Here is a 20564-nt window from a genome sequence, read left to right as displayed (position 1 = left end):
GGTCATGGTGAGATGAATACGTCAGACATCCGCAACAAACGAGGTGACAGGCCAATGATTGATGAAGTGATGATGCTGCGCCACGGCCGCACCCAATACAATCTCGAACATCGTTTGCAAGGCCAAATCGATGTGCCGCTCGACATCGTAGGCCAATGGCAGGTCGACCAAACCGGATTCGCGCTCGCCTCACGCTATTACTGGGCCAAGGTAAACCGTCTGGCCTCTCATCCCGAAGCCATCGCTCAGCCCGGACCGGATGCCGCGGAACGTACCGATATTCATCAATATGAGGAAGCTCCGGCAGCCGGCCGGCGCATGGTGGTATTGACCAGCGATCTGTTTCGCGCGCAACAGACCGCTCACGCCTTTGCAGATGTGCTGGGATTGCCGGTGGTCTGCGATCGCCGTCTTCGCGAACGCAGCTTTGGTGAATGGGAAGGCCTGACCCGCGCTGAGATCAAAGCCGTGGCCGCTGAGGACTACGCCTCCTGGAAGCACCACACTGGCGGGGAAACCAAACACGGGGTGGAAAGTCGCGCCGAAGTCGGCAAGCGCGGAGCCGACGCAGTGCGCGCATTGGTCTGTGATTCGGCTTATGCGGATGACACGCCCACCACGCTTATGCTGGTCACCCATGGCTCATGGATTACCGCCACCATTGCCAATCTGCTTGATCTGGATCCTGACGGTATGAACGCGCTTGGTGCCATGCGCAACGCCTGTTGGTGCCGACTGAAAGTGCGTCACAGCGTCAATGGCCAATCGACGGAGCAGCCACTGTGGGAGCTGGAAGAATACAACAAGGCGCCCGCCATTGCCGATTGCGCAGACTGGGAGAACGGGCCCGCCGACCTGCGCGGACCGCACATGCCAGGCTGGCAGCCGATTGTGTGGTGAGCGGATACGTTAGTCGCCATATCCGCATGGCACAACCGCATATCGGCTGTTGGCGTGGGGACATGGAACACAGTATGAACGCGTTCGCCGCAAATTCAAACGGTAGGTTTAGACTATTCTCGGTTTGGAACCGTACAGCGATAGAACAGTAGGAAAGCGCGAAAGGCGGGTGAGACGACATGCTGAGAATCTTCAGCTCAATCAATGGCCAAGTGGAGCAGATCGAGAAACCGGAGAACGGCTCTTGGCTGTGTCTCAGTGAACCCACTGATGTGGAACTTGCCACCGTCGCCTCGCAAACCGGCATCGATCTGGCTGACCTGCGCGCCCCCCTGGATGACGAGGAACGTTCACGTGTGGATGTCGAAGACGAATACACGATGATCATCGTCGATATTCCCACCGTGGAAGAACGCGGTGGCCGTGACTGGTATGAGACCATCCCGTTGTCGATTATCGTGACCGAGAATCTCATCATCACCGTCTGCATGCAGGACACCCCCGTGCTTCATCCGTTCATGGAAGGCACCATCCGCGGCTTCAACACCTTTATGCGCTCGCGGTTCATCCTGCAGATTCTGTACCGCAACGCCACCATGTACCTGCGTTACCTGCGTATCATCGACCGCGAAAGCGACAAGCTCGAATTGAAGCTTCGCCACTCCATGCAGAACCGTGAAATCGTGATGCTCATGGAGCTGAGCAAGACCTTGGTGTACTTCACCACGTCACTGAAATCGAATGAAATCGTGATGGAGAAGCTCACCACGTTAAGCCGAATCAAGCAGTATCCGGACGATGAGGATCTGCTTGACGACGTCATCACCGAAAACAAACAGGCTATCGAGATGGCCAACATCTACAGCGGCGTTCTTGCGAACATGACCGATGCATTCGCCTCGATCGTGTCCAATAACCTGAACAATGTGATGCGCATCTTCACCATCATCTCCATCACGTTGTCCATTCCGACCCTGATTTTCTCGATGTACGGCATGAACTTCCAAGGAGGCATGCTCGGCATGCCGTTCAGCGATAAGCCGTGGGGATTCATCACGATTGTCGTCATTTCGGTGGCGCTCTCGATTCTGGTCACTTGGTTCCTCACCCGTTCGCGCATGTTCAAATAAGCCGGTTCATCCATGACCAACTGGTTCCGTTTGCGCCGCCGCATCCGCACCCGTCTGGTTGCGGGGATTGCTGCTGCTTTGGGCTTCGCGCTGATGCTGTCTGGATGTGGTCAGATTCAGGTGACCACGGTCAACGGTTCGCCGGAAGGACCAACGCTTGCAATTGGCGTTGCTGCGGATGAGCCGGCAATAGGCGCGTGGCATGACGGCACCTATGAGGGATTTGACATTAGCGTCGCCAAATATGTGGCGGCCAAACTCGGCTATGCGAACAAGCAAATCGTGTTCAAGCAGGTACGGCCCGCAAACCGGGCGTCGATGCTGAACAACGGGCAAGTGGATATGGTCGTCGCATCCTGGGCGATTACCGATGGTTCCAAGGCAGAAGCGGATTTTGCCGGACCCTACTTGCGCACTGGTGTGGGTCTGTTGATCAGGACTGACGACCGAGCTGATTTTGCGCAGGCGGGTGACGGCATCGGTGACATCACCGACCGCATGGTGTGCATAGTGAAAGGCGATGATACCGCCGACCTGTTCCGCGCGAACCATCCCAAGGCCCAATTCCAGGAACGGGACAGCTACGCGCAATGCGTCACCGCGGTGCAGGTCGGATCAGCAGATGCCATCGCCTCCGACATGGCGGTGCTGTCCGGTCTGCGACAGGCCAATGGCCCGCAATATATGACCGTGCTGCAGGATGAGGGCTCGGTCGAATACGGTATCGCCGTAAGCCAAGGGACTCCACAGTTGGCGCAGAAAATCTCGGAAGCGCTCAAGGACATGATCGCAGATGGCAGCTGGGAGTCCGCGCGGGCTGAATTGAAGCGGCAAACTCGGCTTACGGTCACACGGGAAGTCGACCCGCAGGCCATCGTCTCGGATGCTGAATAACGATTGACGACGTGTCCAGTTGCGCGGCTACCTTGCTGATTTATGAGTGACAACGAGAAGAGCACGCAAACCGAAGAGCCCAACTTCCGCTACAACGCCGCGCTGGCGCAGGATATCGAGAACAGATGGCAGAAGATCTGGGATGAGAAAGGCACCTTCTGGGCCGCCAACGTCAATGGCGATCTGAAGGACGGTAAAGGTCGCAACGCCGAAGGCCGCACCGCCTACTTTGCCATGGACATGTTCCCATACCCGTCCGGCAAGGGCCTGCACGTAGGTCATCCGCTGGGCTATCTGGCCTCCGATGTGGTGAGCCGTTACCACCGCATGAAGGGCGAGAACGTCCTGCACGCCATGGGCTATGACGCTTTCGGTCTGCCTGCCGAGCAGTACGCCGTCCAGACCGGCCAGCACCCGCGCGTGACCACAGAGGCGAACATCGCCAACATGAGCCGCCAGCTGCACCGCATGGGCCTGAGCTTCGACAACCGCCGTACCTTCGCCACCATCGACCCCGGTTATGTGCGCTGGACCCAATGGATCTTCTCGCGCATCTACGATTCCTGGTATGACGAGGACGCCACCAACCCCTCTGGTTCCAAGGGCTCCGCACGCCCCATCGCCGAACTCGTTGCCAAGTTTGAATCCGGCGAGAAGGCCATTCCAGGTCACGAGTCCGACGGCAAGAAGTGGGCCGACCTCGACCAGGCCGAACAGCAGGACATTTTGAACGACTTCCGCCTGGCCTATATCTCCAAGTCCCCGGTCAACTGGTGCCCGGGTCTGGGCACCGTGCTGGCCAACGAGGAGGTCACCGCCGAAGGCAAGTCCGAGCGAGGCAACTTCCCGGTTTTCCAGCGTGAGCTGCGCCAGTGGTCCATGCGCATCACCAAGTACGGCCACCGCCTGATCGAGGATCTCGATGGCATCAATTGGCCTGAGAAGGTCAAGCTCATGCAGCGCAACTGGATCGGCGAATCCCACGGCGCTTCCGTGCACTTCACCGTGGCCACCGCCGATGGCAGCAAGGACATGGAAATCTACACCACCCGTCCCGACACGCTGTTCGGCACCACGTTCGCCGTCGTTTCCCCGGAACACCACCTGCTGGAGAACGTACCTGCCGAATGGCCGGCTGATGTGCCCGAGGATTGGAAGGGCGGCTATGCCAACCCGGTCGAGGCAGTGAAGGCCTATCGTTTGGCTGCTGAGGCCAAGACCGCCAAGGACCGCGTTGACGAGGCCGGCGAGAAGACCGGTCTGTTCACGGGCCTGTACGCCACCAATCCGATTACTGGTGCTAAGCTTCCGCTGTTCACCGCTGATTACGTCCTGATGGACTACGGCACCGGTGCCATCATGGCCGTGCCTGGCGGCGACCAGCGCGATTACGACTTCGCCGTGAAGTTCGGACTGCCGGTCATCTACACCGTCAAGCCTCTGCCTGAATCCGGCGACGACCTAGCCAACTATGAGGGCAAAGCGCCGTTCGTCTCCCATGACGGCATCGTGATCAATTCTTTCGTCGAAGCCACCGCGGCCAAGGGCGACGCTCTCTCCCTCGACGGCCTGCGCGTGGACGACGCCATCGCCAAGGTCAACGCCTGGCTCGAGTCTGCCGGCATCGGCAAGGGCACGGTGAGCTATCGTCTGCGTGACTGGCTGTTCTCCCGCCAGCGCTACTGGGGTGAGCCTTTCCCGATCGTCTACGGCGAGGACGGCACCCCGCATCTGCTGCCGGATTCCGCGCTGCCGATCAACCTGCCCGACGTGCCTGACTATGAGCCGCGCACCTTCGATCCGATGGACGCCGAATCCGACCCGGAGGCTCCGCTGAGCCGCAACGAGGACTGGGTCAAGGTCGAACTTGACTTGGGCGATGGCGTCAAGACCTACTACCGCGACACCAACACCATGCCGAACTGGGCCGGCTCCTGCTGGTACTACATGCGCTACATCGACCCGACCGACACCAAGCACATGGTGGAGAAGGACGAGTTCGACTACTGGATGGGTCCGAACCACAACAAGTATTCGGGTGACGAAGGCGGCGTGGATCTGTACATCGGCGGCGTCGAGCACGCTGTGCTCCACTTGCTCTACTCCCGCTTCTGGCACAAGGTGCTCTTCGACCTCGGTTACGTGGATTCGGCCGAACCGTTCCACAAGCTGTTCAACCAGGGCATGATTCAGGCCTACGCCTACACCGATGACCGTGGCCAGTATGTGCCGGCCGACGAGGTCGTGGAAGGCGAGCCGGACGCTTCCGGAGAACCGACGTTCACATGGAACGGCGAACACGCCAACCGCGAGTTCGGTAAGATGGGCAAATCCCTGAAGAACATCGTGACCCCGGACTACATGTACGAGAACTATGGCGCCGACACCTTCCGCCTGTACGAGATGAGCATGGGCCCGCTGGACGAGTCCCGCCCGTGGAACACGCGCAACGTGGTCGGCGGCATGCGCTTCCTGCAGCGTCTGTGGCGCAACGTGGTGAACGAGACCACCGGTGAGGTGCACGTGTCCGAGGAAACCCCGGACGAGAAGACCCTGAAGCTACTCAACAACACAATCGCCGAAGTGACCGCGGAAATGGAGGGCATGCGCCCGAACACCGCCATCGCCAAGCTGATTGTGCTCAACAACCACCTGACCGGCTTGAAGGCCGTGCCGCGTGCCGCCGTCGAGCCGCTGATCCTGATGCTTGCTCCGATCGCCCCGCACATCTGCGAGGAAATGTGGAACAAGCTCGGCCACGCCGATTCCCTGTCCGCCGAGCCGTGGCCGGTGGCTGATGAGCGCTACGTGGGTCACGACACCGTGACCGCCGTGGTGCAGATCAAGGGCAAGGTACGCGCCAAGCTCGAAGTGCCGGTCGACATCGACCCGGCCGATCTCGAGAAGCAGGCGCGTGCCGCCGTCGCCGACCGTCTTGGCGGCAAGGAGCCGCGTAAGGTGATTGTCAAGGCCCCCAAGATCGTCTCCATCGTTCCCGCTGAGTGACGCTCATTGTGGATAACTTCATAAGCTAGAACCACATACCCCATTTCAGCTAGACAAACGCCCATGAATCCATCAGCGTGGATTCATGGGCGTTTTTCGTAACCGCAAGACCATCGATGCCAACCGCCGACTGCGAGACCTGTGCAGGGCGGAAGAAGCCATGCCTGTTCCTCGGTCAAGCTTTGGGGCCAGCGGCCGAGCGGCGGCTGAGCCTCCCAAGCCACCACCTCAGTCGAGTCGCGCAAAATCTATTGATATTCCTCCGGCAGCGGCTGTCTCGAGCCGCTCGTCCGCTCGATCCAAAAACGGCCGACAATCACTATCCGATTTGATAGGCGTACGTTCTACGGATGCTGCCGATGGTGCAGTCCATCGTTTACGGGACAAGCCGCGGCTGACGTTCAATGTCCATCAGGCCCTGGCCGTCGTGCTGTTATTGGTTGCCGCGCTGGGCATCAGTCTGACCCTGTTGATTCAACAATCAATGCATTTGGCCGCGCTATCGAATGTTGCCGTCGAAACCCCTAACAATGCCAATGCAACGCAGCAGAGGCCGCAGTCTTCCTCCGATTCGGACGAGATGACCGATGTCGAGCCGGATCCTGAGCAACTCCCGGAAACACAGACGGATGAGAACAGTGCCGTAACCGTTGATGATGGGCTTGTTGACATCAACACCGCCGGTCTGGCGGAATTGCAAACCATTACGGGTGTTGGCCCGGTGACCGCTCAGCGCATCATCGATTATCGCAAGACAATCGGCCGATACGCCTCGGTTGATCAACTGCTCGGCGTCAAGGGCATTGGCTCGAAAACCTTGGAGAAGATACGAGGGCAGGTGACAGTCAGATGAGCAAGGATTGGGCGTTGCGGGAGCAGGGGAGCCACGATTGGCGCATGCTACCGGTCGCCTTGACCATGTGGGCGGCGAGTCTGGGCTCGCATAGCGCGTTTGCCTGGTGGTCGGAGCGCGAGGCTGATGCGTTGCCCTCGGATGGCATCGGTTGGGAGCGTTTGCTCCCGGGCGGCATGGCGTGTCTGGTGTTGATATTGGTAGTATTGCTGGCCCATCACCTACGCATGCGCTGGCCCGGTGTACTGGCTGTCTGTATTGCGGCGGCGTGCGTCGGCAGCATGACGACGATTGCGGCAGACACCATCGCCTGGCACGATCCGGCAATGACCCAAGCTCGGCAATCCAGCGTGCAGAGTGCGATTACGGCTACAGTGACGGCACCTGTAGTCGCTTCGGACCAGCGCGGCTATGACTGTCAGGTGGATGTGCGATTCAGCGTCATCGTGATTGAGGGAACGGATAGGGGCTCGGTCGCCAAAGCGCGCGTGTATGCCGATGACCCGTATTGCGCGCGCATGCATAGGGGCGCGGCGTACCGTCTGGCGGGCACTTTGCAGCAGGCGAGGTATGGCCGCATGCCATTATGGCTGCTGGTTGATGGCAGCCAGCCGTTGGCGCAGGTGAGAGATCCGCCGCTACATTATGCGTTGATATCCCGCATGCAGCAGGAGTTTTTCATGGTTACCGAGCAATTGCCCGATCAGGGTCGTGTGCTGGTGCCGGGATTGACGATGGGTGTACTTGGGCAGGATTATGTCGGCACGGATTCGCAATCCATGCCGATTCACGCCACGTATGCGAACATACTTGAAGACCGGTTCCGCAAATCGGGAATCATGCACCTGATGGCCGTATCCGGCGGCCATTTTGTACTGCTGGCGGGACTGGTCCGTCGGCTTGGCAGGTGGCTGCTGATGGACCGGCGGCTGACCGCAGTGATGATCGCAAGCATGTACGTGCTGTTGGCTGCGGCGATGTTCCCCGGTGATTCGGTCACCCGTGCACTCATCATGGGCATGATGGGTGCCGCATCGCATGCGATGGGTCGGCGATCCCAAGCGTTGAGCGCCCTGTGCTGGACGGTGGTTGGGGTGTTGGTGGTGAGTCCGGGTATGTCGACCAGTTACGGCTTTGCACTGTCTTCGGCGGCAGTGCTGGGCATAGTGCTGTTTGCCGGGCGGTTGAGTCGCGTACTGGGGCATGTATTGCCGCATAGTCTTGCGGAGATGATGGCGATGACCATCGCTGCACAGCTGTTCACTCTGCCAATTCAGGTGCTGATGGAACCGGAATTGCCGTTATTGTCCGTACCGGCGAACCTACTGGTAGCGCCATTCGTGGGGCTGTCCACCATCACCGGCTTGATGTCGTTGGCTCTCGCATGGTGCATGCCGTGGTTGGCGGGCGTGTTCGCATGGGTGTCGTCATGGGGCACATTGGTGATGGAACGTGTGGCGATGTGGCTGGGAAGCAACGAGATAGCCACACTGCCGTGGAAAGATGGCGTGGTCGGCGCTGCGCTGATACTGCTGGCGGAGCTGGGCATAGGAGCCTTGTTGGTGCTGGTTACTCGTCAAGTGAAGCGTGTACGGCAGCCGGAAGCCGGTCTTCCCGGTATGCGCTTCGGTTCGGTATGGCGGGTGCGCCTGACTTTGTGGATCGAGGAATCTCGGCGGCTCTTGTCCGGTGATTCTTCGTGAAAGAAGATGCCCGCGTATGAGGTCGAGGAATAGACCGTATTGGCATACATTGTCCAACCTGTGTGGCGAGATGGGGGCATGGCGAAAACAGTAGCGAATGCACCGGTGACCGTGGTGCCCGGAGGCGACTCGTACCTTAACGGCATGCGAACCAAGGAACTGTGCTCACAGGCATTGCAGGCCCGCCCTGATGCCGAACTCATCGAACTCGACGCCACCTCGGCCGACCAATACGCCTTCGATGAGGCTGTCAGTCCTTCACTGCTTTCCGACACCGCCGTAGTGAAAATCATCAATCTGCAAAACGCCGATGAAAAGTTCGCCGAAACCCTGGTCTCCTACACCAAACAGGCGGCCAAAGACCCGAACGGCTCCAGCATCGTCATTTGTCAGCATGAAGGCGGCGTCAAGGGGCGCAAGATCATCGATCAGCTGACCAAGGCCGGCGCTCGCAAGGTGGACGTGCCCGACTTGAAGAAGCCGGATGCGCAGTTGAATTTCGTGCTCGGCGAATTCGAGAAACGCGGGCGCAGGGTGGAGCCGATGGCGGCCCAACAGCTTGTGTCCGTGCTTGGCGGCAAAACCGGCGAGCTTGCGGCCATGTGCGAGCAATTGTGTTTTGATTTTGAGGACAATCCCATTGGACTCGACCGTGCCAATCAGTATCTCACCGCCAACCCGCAGGTCACTGGCTTTGCCGTGGCGGACAAAGCCGTTGAAGGTCGTACCGCTGAAGCCATCGTTATGATGCGTGCGGCAGTGGAACAAGGAACCGACCCCATTGCATTGATTGGTGCATTGGCTATGAAGCTCAGAACCATCGCCAAGGCATCGGCCGTACGTGCCGGCACGATTTCGCAGGCCGAGGCGAAAACCAATCCCTGGGTGCTCAAAAATGCGATGCGCCAACTCGGCGGGTGGACTTCTCCCGGTCTTGCGCACTGCATCCGCATGCTCGCCTGGGCCGATGAGCAGAGTAAGACAAACGGTGGCGACCCGATGTATGCGCTGGAGCGTTGCATCGAAGACATCAGTCATAAAGGGCGGTAGGGCAGTTGATGATCGAACACGTGATTGAGGCTTCCACTAGCGAAGCCATGCAAGATCTTGGCAGGCGTATCGCCGGATTGGTGCACGGCGGCGACGTGTTGTTGCTTTCCGGACCTCTTGGCGCAGGCAAAACCACATTTGCGCAAGGATTCGGCGCTGGACTCGGCATTACCGAGCCTATTGTCTCGCCGACGTTTACCATCGCCCGCGAGCTTGATGGACGATTCGCGGACGGAACTCCCGCACATCTGGTGCATGTGGATGCCTATCGTTTGGGTGGTTCGGCTTATGCCCCCGGTCAGGATGTCGTCGCTCGGTTGCTTGACGAGCTTGAGTCTCTGGGTCTTGATGAGGAGCTTGAAGACCCTGGCGAGAACACGGTGGTGCTCATGGAGTGGGGCGAGCAGATGGCCACCGCACTGGCTCCGGAACGATTGGAAGTTCATATCGACCGTCCGCTCGACCAAGCTGCCGTCGTGTCGGATGACATGAATGGCGAACTGACCAGCGATGGTGTTCGTACGGTCACGTTCGTACCGGTGGGCGCGCGATGGGAGTCGTTCGACTTACGATAATCCGCCCATAGACTCCTCGATGTACACTCTCTAGAGGTTTATGACTAGGAGGATTCATGGGTTGCACGCTGGTGATTGACACCTCATTCGGTTCGACGGTCGGCATTGTAGGTCGAGAGCCCATTGTGGAGACCGATTCGCGCACCCATGTGGAGAAGCTGCAGGTCAATATCGCGCGTGCGGTCGAAGAAGCCGGCCTGACCCCCACCGATATCGAGGAGATCGTCGTGGGCATCGGCCCGGCGCCGTTCACCGGCCTGCGCGCTGGCATCGTGGCCGCCAAGGCACTGGCCTTCGCCACCGGGGCCAAGCTCGTCGGACAGAACGTGCTCGACCCGCAAGGCGAGATGATGAGCTTCGTATTGGATGGCGATGAATTGTTCGACGGCATCGATTTTCTGGCGGACGTGCCGCGCTTGGGCTCGCATCAGTCGGATGGTGACGACTCGGACGCCGAGGCCAAGGAGCACGAGCTCGACCGCCATGTTACGCTGTGCGTCAACGATGCGCGCCGCAAGCAGCTGTACTTCTCGCTCAACCACGGCAGCATCAGCCGGCCGGACGAGGAGGCCGCGGAACGACGCTGGATCGAGATGGACATCGACTATCCGGAGCATATCGTCGAACGGGTGAACGCGGCGCTCGCGGAATACGGCGAACGTGACGGCGTCAGCTACGTGGTAGATGTGGCCGGCCACGGCGCGGCTAAATACGCGTCCGTCTGGCAGGGATTGCGCGCGCTGGGCTCAGTGGCGGACGGATCTATATTGGATGCCGGGAAAGCCGGGCTTGCCGCCTTTGCGGCCACCGCACTGAGCCGCGAACTGCGTGGCGACAGGGACGTGCCGGTCGAACCGTTGTACCTGCGCCGGCCGGACGCCGAAGTGCCGAACCCGCTGAAGCACGTGCTCGGCCATGCCGGCGCCGATAAGGCGTGAGACAGGTTGATTCGATGATTGTTGACATCACTGCCGTAAGTCGTGATCTTGCGGTTCACTCCATCGCACAGTTGGAAGGCGAACTATTCGGCCGTGGCGCGTGGAACGAGAACATGGTGCGCGAGGAACTGGATGCACCCACCCGCACATATCTGCTCGACGTGTTTGGCGAGACGGAACAGACTGTTGTTCGCGGCTACGCCGGCTTCTGGTACGACGGCGAGGACGCGGAACTCATGACCATTGGTGTGGGCAAGGCGCACCAACGGCAAGGCATCGCCGCCGCGTTGCTCAAGACGCTGATTGACAAGGCGAAACGGCAGGGCGCCGCGCGCATGCTGCTCGAAGTGCGCGTGGACAACGAGCCCGCGCTGGCTTTGTACCAACGCTTCGGTTTCGAACGTATGGGATTGCGCAAACGGTACTATCAGCCCGAAGGCATTGACGCGTACACCATGAGCCTGGACCTGAAGCCGAGGATCGTGGGCTTTGCACCGGCGCAGACGGTATCAACACGAACGACATCGGGTGCGAGTGGCGCGGGCACGGAACATGCGTCGAACGATACGAACACATTGAACGAGAACACTACTACGAACGGAGAAGCACGATGAGCGAACCGGTTGTACTGGGCATTGAATCCACCTGCGACGAAACCGCAGCCGCCATCGTACGCGGCCGCGAACTGCTCTCCAATGTGGTGGCCTCCTCCATGGAGGAACACGCGCGGTACGGCGGCGTGATTCCCGAAATCGCCTCCCGCGCGCACGCCGAGGCCTTCGTTCCGTGCGTGTCCAAGGCGCTCGCCGACGCGAATATGACGTTGGCTGACGTGGACGCTATCGCCGTGTCCGCCGGCCCCGGACTGGCCGGCTGCCTAGCCGTGGGCGTCTCCGGCGCCAAGGCGCTAGCGTGGGCGGCGAACAAGCCGATCTACGGCATTAACCACGTGATCGGCCACATTGCCGTCACCCAGCTGCAGTTCGGCCCGTTCCCCAAAGACACGCTGGCTCTGATCGTTTCCGGCGGCCACACCTCGTTGCTGCACGTGGAGGACCTGCCGCGCAAGATCGACGTGGTGGGCACCACGCTGGACGACGCGGCAGGGGAGTGCTTCGACAAAGTTGCCCGTCTGCTCGGCTTCCCCTATCCGGGCGGCCCGCACATCGACCGTCACGGCCAGAACGGCGACCCGCATGCCATTAAGGTCCCGATGGGCTTGACCCAGGGCAAGGCCGGTGCTGCACACCCATACGATTTCAGCTTTTCCGGCGTCAAAACCGCTGTCGCCCGCTGGGTGGAAAGCGAACAGGCCGCCGGCCATGAGATTCCAGTGGATGACGTGTGCGCCTCCCTAGCCGATTCCGTGGCCACTGTGCTGGCTCGCAAGGCCATGCGCGGCTGCCGGCAGTATGATTCCAACACGCTGATCGTGGGCGGCGGCTTCTCCGCCAACTCGCAGCTGCGCGCCAAACTACTCGAATTCGGCGAGAATTACGGTGTCGACGTCCGCATCCCTCAGATCAAGCTCTGCACCGACAACGGTGCCATGGTCGCCATGCTCGGCGTGAACCTGGTCGAAGCCGGCGTGGCACCCAGCGCCCCCGACTTCCCAATCGACTCCGCCATGACCCTGACCAAGGTCTCGATGTGATAACGAATCATGCGCGACATGCATGACACGCATGTAAGTTGTATTTTCCTCAGGTACGTGTAGACTATGTGACTTGTGCGCGAGAGAAATCTTAAGCACAAAACAACTTATTCCTGCGTAGCTCAGTTGGCAGAGCATCCGACTGTTAATCGGACGGTCGCTGGTTCAAGCCCAGCCGCAGGAGCTCACCTGAAGCCACCGGCGTGTCGCCGGTGGCATTCTTGTTTCCCGTCATCTGATTTATTTGATCCAGTTGAACGCGCAGTGCGACCGCTTGGCGTTCGATCTCCATCTTCATGGCACTGTCATCAAGTAGTTTTTCAATACTTGTATCGAGGCTCTGGGCAACATTGACCGCGCTAATCAGAGACATTGAATGCTAGGCCGCATCTGTCAGGTGAGACAAGCGGCACTATATTCACGTGAGAAAATACCGGTCGGCGGTACCACGATGCGCGCCGATCGCCATTCAAACGAGGACAGTTATGGACCGTCACGGGTTCGCCCGCTACGAGCCCTTCACGATTCAGAAACCCTACATTATTCTACGGAATCTGTCACTTCTGCAGATTCGGCATTCCGGCCTTATACCAGAGCACCGCGATACCAACACGTTCTTTGACATCGAGCTTGGCAAGAGACCTACTAACCGCCTTTTTGACTGCCTCCAGTTGCATTCCGAGACGCTGAGCAATTTCAGCGTTAGTCATTCCTTCGCTGACCAGTGCTGAGACTTCGAATTCGCGAGGGCCCAATGAATCGAATTTACTTCTGATGGCCAGAGTGTCAGCATTGATGCTGACGTTGGGAACCCCTCGGCGAATCACTTCCTTTGTAATCCGTGGTGTGAGTATGGCGTCTCCATCGTACACCGAGTGAATGGCCCGACACAGGTCCTTAGTCTTAACGTCCTTAAGCAAGAATCCCGAAGCTCCGACGCTCAATCCCCCAAACGCATAGCTATCCTGATCGTATGTGGTTAAAATCAGGATACGTATTGAAGGATATAACTGTTTGATTCTTGCCGTGGCATCGAGCCCATCCATAACAGGCATGCGAACATCCATAAGAATGACGTCAGGGAGGCTCTGCCCATGTAATTGCAGTGCCGCAAGAATATCAAGGGCATCCTGTCCATTCCCCGCCTGCAACGTCATGCGAAGCGCAGGATCTTTCATGACCATGAGCGAAAAACCCATTCTGGTCGGCTGCTGATCGTCCACGATCATTACGTTAATCATCGTTTCCCTCCTGCACAGGAATATATGGACGTTTTTGCTGTGGAATAATGGCTGAAACAGTCCACCCCTGCCCTGATGATGAGCCATAGTGAAGGTGCCCGCCGACCCGCGTAACTTCAGTCACTAGGCCAGCAAGCCCGAAACCGGTCCCCTTAGCGCGGTTATCTTTGTTCAGCGTTGGCTTACCATCATCACGCACTGTTATATGGAGTTCCCCATTATCCAGATGATCCCATGAAACCACAATTCGCGTTATATTTTTCCCATGGCGCATTGTGTTTGTGACAGCCTCACGACTCACTCGGAAGCATAAATCAGCTTGGGCTAGATCGTCTGGACGCCTTCCTGTCTCGGTCAGAATGGCGGCGATTCCAATATCACGAGCATGTTGAAGAATCGGGTTTATATCATTCCAGCTGCACAGTTCCACCGTTCCTGTTTTTGTTTTCCGTAACGTCACCGGAGATGAAAGTTTCCGTACCGCCTCGCGTGTATCACCTAGACTTTGCCGAGCTAAGTTATTGATACTCTTTATAGCGCCTTCCACCGGCTCCTGTGTCAATCCCTCCAAGCCTTCAGTAAGTGCAATGATAGCGGTGAGATTATGGCCCACGCTGTCATGCAGTTCGGCTGCGACGTCCGCCCGCCGACGTTCTTCATCGCGTTCCTGTTCCAATTCCAGGCTTCGTTGCTGTTGAGCTTCCACCAAGGCCGCTCCCTTCCGCCGCTGACTGATGTTGCGCGACCAAAGAGCTAAAATAGCGGTCATCGACGCAAGGAGGGACTCGGGCAGAAGTATATCAGTCTGCAAGGCGGGGAAGGTCGCAATCCAGAGGCCGCAAACGATTGACAATCCCGACAAAACCATTCCCGCAATGGCACGTTCAGCGGTCGCGGCCAAGGCTGTAGACGTGTAGACGGCAAACAAGAGAGGCAACATCAGATATGGCTCCGCTTGAATCAAGCAAGCGCATAGATACAATCCGCATATGGCACACAAAATAGCGAACGGCATTCTGATACGGAACAACAGCGCCACAACAGATAAGGCACATAGGATGGCGAGTACGGGGATTCCCCATTGATGCTCCAACAGTTTCATGGCTGCCGAATCGCCCCCGCCATGGGTGAATACGATTCTGGTGAGCATCATCACGTCGTAGCATAGGCACAGTATCGGCGCGACCATGCGCGCGACCGGGCTGGACCGCCAGAACGCGGCCACGTGGCCGATCAGGCCGGTAACCGCGTGGCGCTTGTCGTTTCCGGTTTTTGCGGTCATGCGATTCTCCTTCCCTGGGTGCTGCCCCATCCGTGTTGAAACGTATTGCATGTGGCCTGTGCTGTATGGCGTGTATGCGGTTAGATGAACTTCCAAAGAAGTTTTCCGTTGTCAGTCGGATTCCTACTGGTTGATGAACATGAGGAAGATGAGCATGCCGCCGGCGGCAGTCAGGCCTGCGGATAAGAGTATCGCGATTGTACTGACGATTCTGTGTCCTCCCGCCTGTTCGGGATAGGTGACGATCGCGATGACGAGCGAAGCGATGAGGCATACGAAGTCGATGATGACGAGGATGTTCCTGACCCAGCCCGTCGTGTAGAGGTGGATGCCGAGCAGCTGGGGCACGAGCGTGCACAGAAGGGGAAGGACGGCCAATGCGAGGCTGGCGCAGCCGCCCCATGTCCGCCCGCCGTCCGGCGGTGCCGGCGTATATGCCGGTTGCTGGTTTGGGTATTGGGATGTGTTTGCCATGGTCATTGCTCCTTGGATGTGAGGTTCACGGTGCCGGTGAATTGGTCGCCGGTGACGTAGATGTAGAAGCTGGTGCCTGTGACGTTGTAGGTCTGGTCGATTTTGCCGTTCGTGGCGGGCACGGGTCGTTTCGTGTCGCTGCCGTTGGTCACGAGGATTCTGCCGGTGCCGGATGTGCCTGTGATGGTGCCGTTCAGGTGGATGCTGGCCTTCTTGCCGGTGCCGCCGAATACGGCCTCCTCGCCGGTGAACTTGCTGTAGTCGGCCTTGTAGCCGCCCGTGTAGGAGTCGCCGTCTTGGGTGCGTATGCCTTGGAGGTTCCTGTCTCCGGCCACGCCGATGCCGGTCGAGCAGCCGGTGAGGATGATCGCGGCGAGGGCGGCGATCAGCACGGCGATGACGCGGCGCGGCAGGCGTATGGACTGTTCGCTGTTGTGTGGCGCGTTGTGTTGTTCGTCGTGTCGTTCGTTGTGTTGGCTGGTGGTGTGCATGATGAAGCCTTTCCATGGTGTTGGGTGGCGGGCTCCCGCAGGTGAGGGGAGCCCGTGGACGGTTGCTCAGACGGCTTGTTTGGCGAGCCGGTGGAAGATCAGGGCGCTGATGGCGGTCCAGATGGCGGCGGCGGTCGTGGAGGCGAGCATGGATGCCGGGCTGGCGATGTTCGCGAGGTCGCGGGCGGCGGAGGCGCTGGTGATCAGGGCGAGCGGATACGGCCCGGCGATGGCCGGGGCGGCCAGGCTCAGCGCGCATCCGCCGATGGTCAGGACCATCATCACGCTCATCGTGCCCGCGAACGATTCGGCCTTCGCGCTCACGGCCTGCGTGAGCGTCATGATCGCCCATACCGACAGGGTCAGCGGGATACCGCGCAGCAGGAACGGGCCGAGCTGCGCGAGGTCGAATCCGGCGGCGAAGCGTCCGACGAGGATGAACTCTGCCTCGAACACGAGAACGGTCAGCGCCGAAGCCGCGAGCCCGTGCAGCATCTTGCCGGCGATCGCCGCGTTCACGGTGCCGGCGGCGTTCAGCCGCTGCCAGTTGCGGCCTCGATGCTCGTTGGCTTCGACCTGCGCGGCGAACGCGGCCACAAGCACCGGCATGAACACCATGCTCGGCAGGAGGATCGCCTGACCCCAGATCGCGGCCCAGGTCACGCCCTGCCTGGCGAACTCCGCCTGGTAGCCGGTGTACTGGCTCCACCCGTTGAACATGCCGATCGCGTCGAACAAGACGGTCACGATCCAGTACCACAGGTTGCCGGCCTTGCGCGTCTCCCAGCGGAACGCCGCCCACACGGACGGCCTGCGGCGTCCCGCCGCATGCGCGCGGGGCATCGCGGCATGGCTCGGGCCGGCAGCTGGATTGGCGGCCGGGTTGATTGCCGGATTGGTTGCCGGGTTCACTGCGTTTGCGTGTGTCATCGTCTTGACTCCTTCACCTTGACCACGACCATGCTGACCAGCGTCCAGCCGAGGAACGCCATGGCCGCGGAGGCCACGGCCATCCACGGGCGCGCGGCGAGCAGCATCGTGGCGTTGCCGCCCGCATCCACGGATCTGACGAACGGGCTCGCGGCCGAACTCAGGCCGGCCGGGAACAGCCAGCCAAGCGCGGGTCTGTTCATCGCACCCAGGCCGGAGCCCAGCACGCCGGCGATGACGCCCAGACCCAGGCCGATGGCCTGCTTGTCGATCATCATCGAGAACATCAGCTGGACCGCGCTCGTGGCCGTCGCGGACAGGAAGCCGGTCAGGGCCGGCACCCACACCAGCGCGGCGAACGAGCCGGCCACCGTGAAGCCAAGGGCCTTCGCCGCGATCGGCACCCACAGCAACGGGATCAGGAAGCAAAGCCCCACGCCGGTGCCGGCGACGATGAGCTTGCCCACGAACCGGGCCGCGTCCGACTGGCCGAACGACAGCCATGTGAGGTTCATGCGCTCCGAGGTCTCCAGCACGGCGATGCGGCTGGTCAACAGGGCCGCCAGAATCGGGGCCAGCAGGCTCACGACCTGATAGACCTCGCCATCGGCCAACGCGGCCGACCTCAACGCCGGGACGGGACTGCCGGCGCGTTTCATGAACGCCATGCCCGCCCACGCCGAAACCAGCAGCATCATGCCCAGCAGCATCCACCAGAACGACGAGCCCCGCACCTTCAACAACTCCAGACGCGCCAGCGTGAACGGGCTGCCGGTCTTCGCGCGGGGGCGCGGCGGACGGCGGCCCGTCGCCGCGAACACTGCCGCGCCGCTCATCGTGCGCCTCCGTCCGCCGCCGCGAACGCCGCCCGACCCGCAGCCTGCCGGATCGGCAACGGACGACGCGGGGATGCGTGCGCGGATGCGCGTGCGGCGTCGGAATCCATGGCATTTTGCGCCTGATGAGGCGTGGGCTCGCGGCTCTGCGGGCTTTCGATCAGTTCGAGGAACGCCTGCTCCAGCGTCTTGCGCTCGGAGGCGACGCGATAGACCGCGACGCCCTGGCCGACGAGCTGCGTGATCAGGGTGCCGATCCGCTGGTCCGGCAGTTCCGGCAGGCGCAGCACGCCGCCATCCCTGCCCGGCAGCCACCGGTAGTCGATCCGGTCCGAGCCCAGCATCGCCGCCGCGAGCTTCGGGTCGGAGACACGCAAATCGATGTGCCCCTCCTCGCGCAGACTGTCGAGCGAACCCTGATACAACAGGCGGCCGGCCGCGATGACGCCCACGACCGGCGCCATCTTCTCGATCTCGGAAAGGATATGCGAGCTGATGATCACCGTGATGCCCCGTTCGCGGCTCAGACCCATGATCATCTCGCGCACCTCGACCACGGCCTCCGCGTCCAGCCCGTTCGTCGGCTCGTCCAGCAACAGGAGCTCCGGCTGCGAGATCAACGCCATCGCGATGCCCAGCCGCTGCTTCATCCCCAGCGAGTAGTCCCTCGCCTTCTTGCCCTCATGGCCGGCCAGACCGACCTGCCGCAAAATCGCGGGCGCGGCCGAACCCGGCAGATTCAGGTAATCGGCCACCATACGGCAATTATCCAGACCGCTCAACCCCGGGTAGAAGCTCGGCCCCTCGATCATCGAACCGACCCGGCCCGCCTGCAACCTGTGCCGGCCACCCACCTTCTCCCCCAACATCCACATATCGCCGCTCGTGGCCGAGGCCAACCCAAGCAACAGCTTCATCGTCGTGGACTTGCCCGCACCATTCGGCCCCAGCAAACCATACACGCCATGCGCCGGCACGTTCAGATTCAACCCGTTCACCGCGAGAAAATCCCCATACCGCTTCACCAGCCCGCGCGTCAGCACCGCACTCGACGCCGGATCAGCCGGCTGCGCTGTATATTGTATTGTCATTATCGTCCTCCAAAATCCGTCACCATACCGTGGCATTTACAATGAAAACTCGTTACGCGCGATACCTCAATGAATGAGAGCGGATGTGTACTCTCGGGAGGACATTCCTTCTGAGTTTGCACCGACATGCGACGGAGGTAGGGATTCGAGGCTGCTGTCAAATTTTTCCTACGTGCGCTGGCATAGGGCTTTCGTTCATCTCCGTGGCCGTTATCCACAGGCCGTCCTGCGTAAGCCCGTAGCGTTCGCGCAGCATGTCGAACGTGTGCAGGCCCTCGCGCATCGCTGCCCGGTATTCGTCGTCGTCCGCCGCGCTGTTGAGGTTGGCGGCGATGGCGAACGCTTCGGATACGAGGCGTTCCATGTCGTGCGTGGATAGATTCTCGGGGTGTCTTTCTCGTCCGTCATCGAGGAAGGGCGGGCGGTTCTCCATCGCGGCGCGCCATTCCTGGACGGCGAGGCTGCGGCTTCTGGCATCGTCCGCCCAGTCGTCGCGCAGTCGTTTCAATCGCATGTCGTCGCCGAGCTCGAAGGCGTTGAACCGTTCCATCCACCCATCCGTGCTATGCCACGTGATCCGGTAGCCGACCACCTGGCCGGGGTCGGTGAACGAGTCTTTGGCGGTTCCCTTGCGCAGCCTGGGGTCGATGGAGAAGCCTTCCCTGCGCACGCGGCGTATGAACTCGTCCTCGCTGCGCGACGCCTTGGCGCACGCCTCCACGATCCGGCCGACATACTGGCGCGGCATCGTGGAGGCGGCGACCGCCGTGACGAGCCGGCTCCTCGCTTTGCCGTCCAACGCCTCCCATCCCGCTCGTCGCCGTACTCGTTCCGCGCCTTCCATTCGGCCCATTGCCGCCATTGCCCGTACTGCCAGCTGACGCGCGTGCCGGTATCGGAGCGTGCGAGCCCGACCAGTTCGGGGCGCGTCTTCTCCATCCGCCTGCATGATCTCTGCGCGTTGATCCGGTCGTGGTACGGGTTGATCCATCCGTCGTCGGCGGCGAGCTGCACCATGATGTGCACGTGGTCGTTGCCGTTGGCGGACAGTCCGTGGCGGACCGCGAGCCATGTGACGCCCTGATCGTCGTCGCCGTCGATGATGTTCATGCGCGTCAGATAATCGCGGATGACGGCCTCCCATTCCTGATCGGTCAGTATGCCCTGGCCGGCCTTGATGGCGAGCGAGCAGTGCCACACGCGCTTCCTGCCATGCTCTCGTTCGGGGTTGTTCTTGCCTCGCATGTCGGGCGGGAACGGATCGTCCTTGCGTTCCCTGACGCGGTAGCGTCGGTCGAACCTGCGGCCTATCTCCGCATACGACGCCGCCGGCCTGCCATCCATGTCAAACGAGGGAAACATGTCGCCGCTCGCGCACACGAGATGCTGGTCGGTGTGTTCATTGCGCCGTCCCTTGCCGAACAGGTAGCGCACCAGGCCGGCCGGGTCCGAACCCCTGACGATATTCGGTATCATACGATGATTCTCCGCCCGCGCGCCCGGCACGGCGGCGCAT

At 60.5% G+C, this 20564-nt stretch carries 18 protein-coding genes, 1 tRNA gene and 1 pseudogene; 12 read left to right on the top strand and 8 right to left on the bottom strand.

The window, feature by feature from the left end; genetic code table 11:
• Nucleotides 1-54 precede the first annotated feature (54 nt).
• From BBBR_RS05490 to BBBR_RS05435, 12 genes are all read left to right on the top strand, one after another.
• The gene (locus tag BBBR_RS05490) at nt 55-900 is read left to right on the top strand and encodes a histidine phosphatase family protein (protein ID WP_003829541.1); all 846 of its coding nucleotides are present in this window, start codon (nt 55-57) and stop codon (nt 898-900) included.
• A gap of 179 nt (nt 901-1079) precedes the next feature.
• Entirely contained in the window at nt 1080-2030 is a 951-nt protein-coding gene (locus BBBR_RS05485) for a magnesium transporter CorA family protein (protein ID WP_003829540.1), read from the top strand.
• Between the two features lie 12 nt (nt 2031-2042).
• Entirely contained in the window at nt 2043-2924 is an 882-nt protein-coding gene (locus BBBR_RS05480; RefSeq protein ID WP_003829539.1) for a transporter substrate-binding domain-containing protein, read from the top strand.
• Nucleotides 2925-2966: 42 nt separating this feature from the next.
• A complete protein-coding gene (gene leuS, locus BBBR_RS05475) occupies nt 2967-5930 on the top strand; it encodes a leucine--tRNA ligase (RefSeq protein ID WP_003829537.1) in 2964 nt (987 codons plus the stop codon).
• A gap of 85 nt (nt 5931-6015) precedes the next feature.
• Nucleotides 6016-6783: a ComEA family DNA-binding protein gene (locus BBBR_RS05470; protein WP_223261714.1), complete on the top strand. Its 768-nt coding sequence runs from the start codon at nt 6016-6018 to the stop codon at nt 6781-6783.
• The gene (locus BBBR_RS05465) at nt 6780-8486 is read left to right on the top strand and encodes a ComEC/Rec2 family competence protein (RefSeq protein WP_003829533.1); all 1707 of its coding nucleotides are present in this window, start codon (nt 6780-6782) and stop codon (nt 8484-8486) included. The genes BBBR_RS05470 and BBBR_RS05465 overlap by 4 nt, the downstream gene beginning before the upstream one ends.
• Before the next feature lie 78 nt (nt 8487-8564).
• Entirely contained in the window at nt 8565-9536 is a 972-nt protein-coding gene (gene holA, locus BBBR_RS05460) for a DNA polymerase III subunit delta (protein WP_003829531.1), read from the top strand.
• Nucleotides 9537-9544: 8 nt separating this feature from the next.
• Nucleotides 9545-10111 (top strand): tRNA (adenosine(37)-N6)-threonylcarbamoyltransferase complex ATPase subunit type 1 TsaE, encoded by a 567-nt coding sequence (gene tsaE, locus BBBR_RS05455; RefSeq protein WP_003829530.1) that lies wholly within the window; start codon nt 9545-9547, stop codon nt 10109-10111.
• 56 nt (nt 10112-10167) lie between these two features.
• Entirely contained in the window at nt 10168-11049 is an 882-nt protein-coding gene (gene tsaB, locus BBBR_RS05450; RefSeq protein WP_003829527.1) for a tRNA (adenosine(37)-N6)-threonylcarbamoyltransferase complex dimerization subunit type 1 TsaB, read from the top strand.
• 14 nt (nt 11050-11063) lie between these two features.
• A complete protein-coding gene (rimI, locus tag BBBR_RS05445; RefSeq protein WP_003829525.1) occupies nt 11064-11663 on the top strand; it encodes a ribosomal protein S18-alanine N-acetyltransferase in 600 nt (199 codons plus the stop codon).
• Nucleotides 11660-12703, top strand: a complete 1044-nt coding sequence (gene tsaD, locus BBBR_RS05440) for a tRNA (adenosine(37)-N6)-threonylcarbamoyltransferase complex transferase subunit TsaD (protein WP_003829524.1) — start codon at nt 11660-11662, stop codon at nt 12701-12703. Before rimI ends, tsaD begins: the two co-directional genes overlap by 4 nt.
• A gap of 111 nt (nt 12704-12814) precedes the next feature.
• Nucleotides 12815-12887: transfer RNA gene (locus BBBR_RS05435), tRNA-Asn, on the top strand.
• A 373-nt stretch (nt 12888-13260) separates the two neighbouring features.
• Here BBBR_RS05435 and BBBR_RS05430 read toward each other — a convergent pair.
• The 8 genes and pseudogenes from BBBR_RS05430 to BBBR_RS10895 all read right to left on the bottom strand — a co-directional run bounded on the left by BBBR_RS05430 (nt 13261) and on the right by BBBR_RS10895 (nt 20524).
• The gene (locus BBBR_RS05430) at nt 13261-13944 is read right to left on the bottom strand and encodes a response regulator transcription factor (RefSeq protein ID WP_003829522.1); all 684 of its coding nucleotides are present in this window, start codon (nt 13942-13944) and stop codon (nt 13261-13263) included.
• Nucleotides 13937-15226, bottom strand: coding sequence for a sensor histidine kinase (locus BBBR_RS05425; protein WP_014483693.1), 1290 nt, complete (start codon nt 15224-15226; stop codon nt 13937-13939). Before BBBR_RS05425 ends, BBBR_RS05430 begins: the two co-directional genes overlap by 8 nt.
• Nucleotides 15227-15349: 123 nt before the next feature.
• Complete coding sequence (locus BBBR_RS05420; RefSeq protein WP_012577399.1) at nt 15350-15700, bottom strand: hypothetical protein; 351 nt, start codon at nt 15698-15700, stop codon at nt 15350-15352.
• Between the two features lie 2 nt (nt 15701-15702).
• On the bottom strand, nt 15703-16191 hold the full coding sequence (locus BBBR_RS05415) for a hypothetical protein (protein ID WP_003829518.1): 489 nt from the start codon (nt 16189-16191) through the stop codon (nt 15703-15705).
• 66 nt (nt 16192-16257) lie between these two features.
• Nucleotides 16258-17121 carry an ABC-2 family transporter permease gene (locus tag BBBR_RS05410; RefSeq protein WP_003829516.1) on the bottom strand — a complete coding sequence of 288 codons (864 nt, stop codon included), beginning with the start codon at nt 17119-17121 and terminating at the stop codon, nt 16258-16260.
• The gene (locus BBBR_RS05405; RefSeq protein ID WP_003829514.1) at nt 17118-17957 is read right to left on the bottom strand and encodes an ABC transporter permease; all 840 of its coding nucleotides are present in this window, start codon (nt 17955-17957) and stop codon (nt 17118-17120) included. Before BBBR_RS05405 ends, BBBR_RS05410 begins: the two co-directional genes overlap by 4 nt.
• Complete coding sequence (locus BBBR_RS05400; protein ID WP_003829512.1) at nt 17954-19048, bottom strand: ABC transporter ATP-binding protein; 1095 nt, start codon at nt 19046-19048, stop codon at nt 17954-17956. Before BBBR_RS05400 ends, BBBR_RS05405 begins: the two co-directional genes overlap by 4 nt.
• A 157-nt stretch (nt 19049-19205) precedes the next feature.
• Nucleotides 19206-20524, bottom strand: a pseudogene (locus tag BBBR_RS10895) (relaxase).
• Between the last annotated feature and the right edge of the window lie 40 nt (nt 20525-20564).

Origin of the sequence: Bifidobacterium breve DSM 20213 = JCM 1192 (assembly GCF_001025175.1) — a bacterium.
GTDB lineage: Bacteria > Actinomycetota > Actinomycetes > Actinomycetales > Bifidobacteriaceae > Bifidobacterium > Bifidobacterium breve.
Note: the sequence above shows the minus strand (reverse complement) of the source record. Positions and strands in the feature narration are given on the sequence as shown.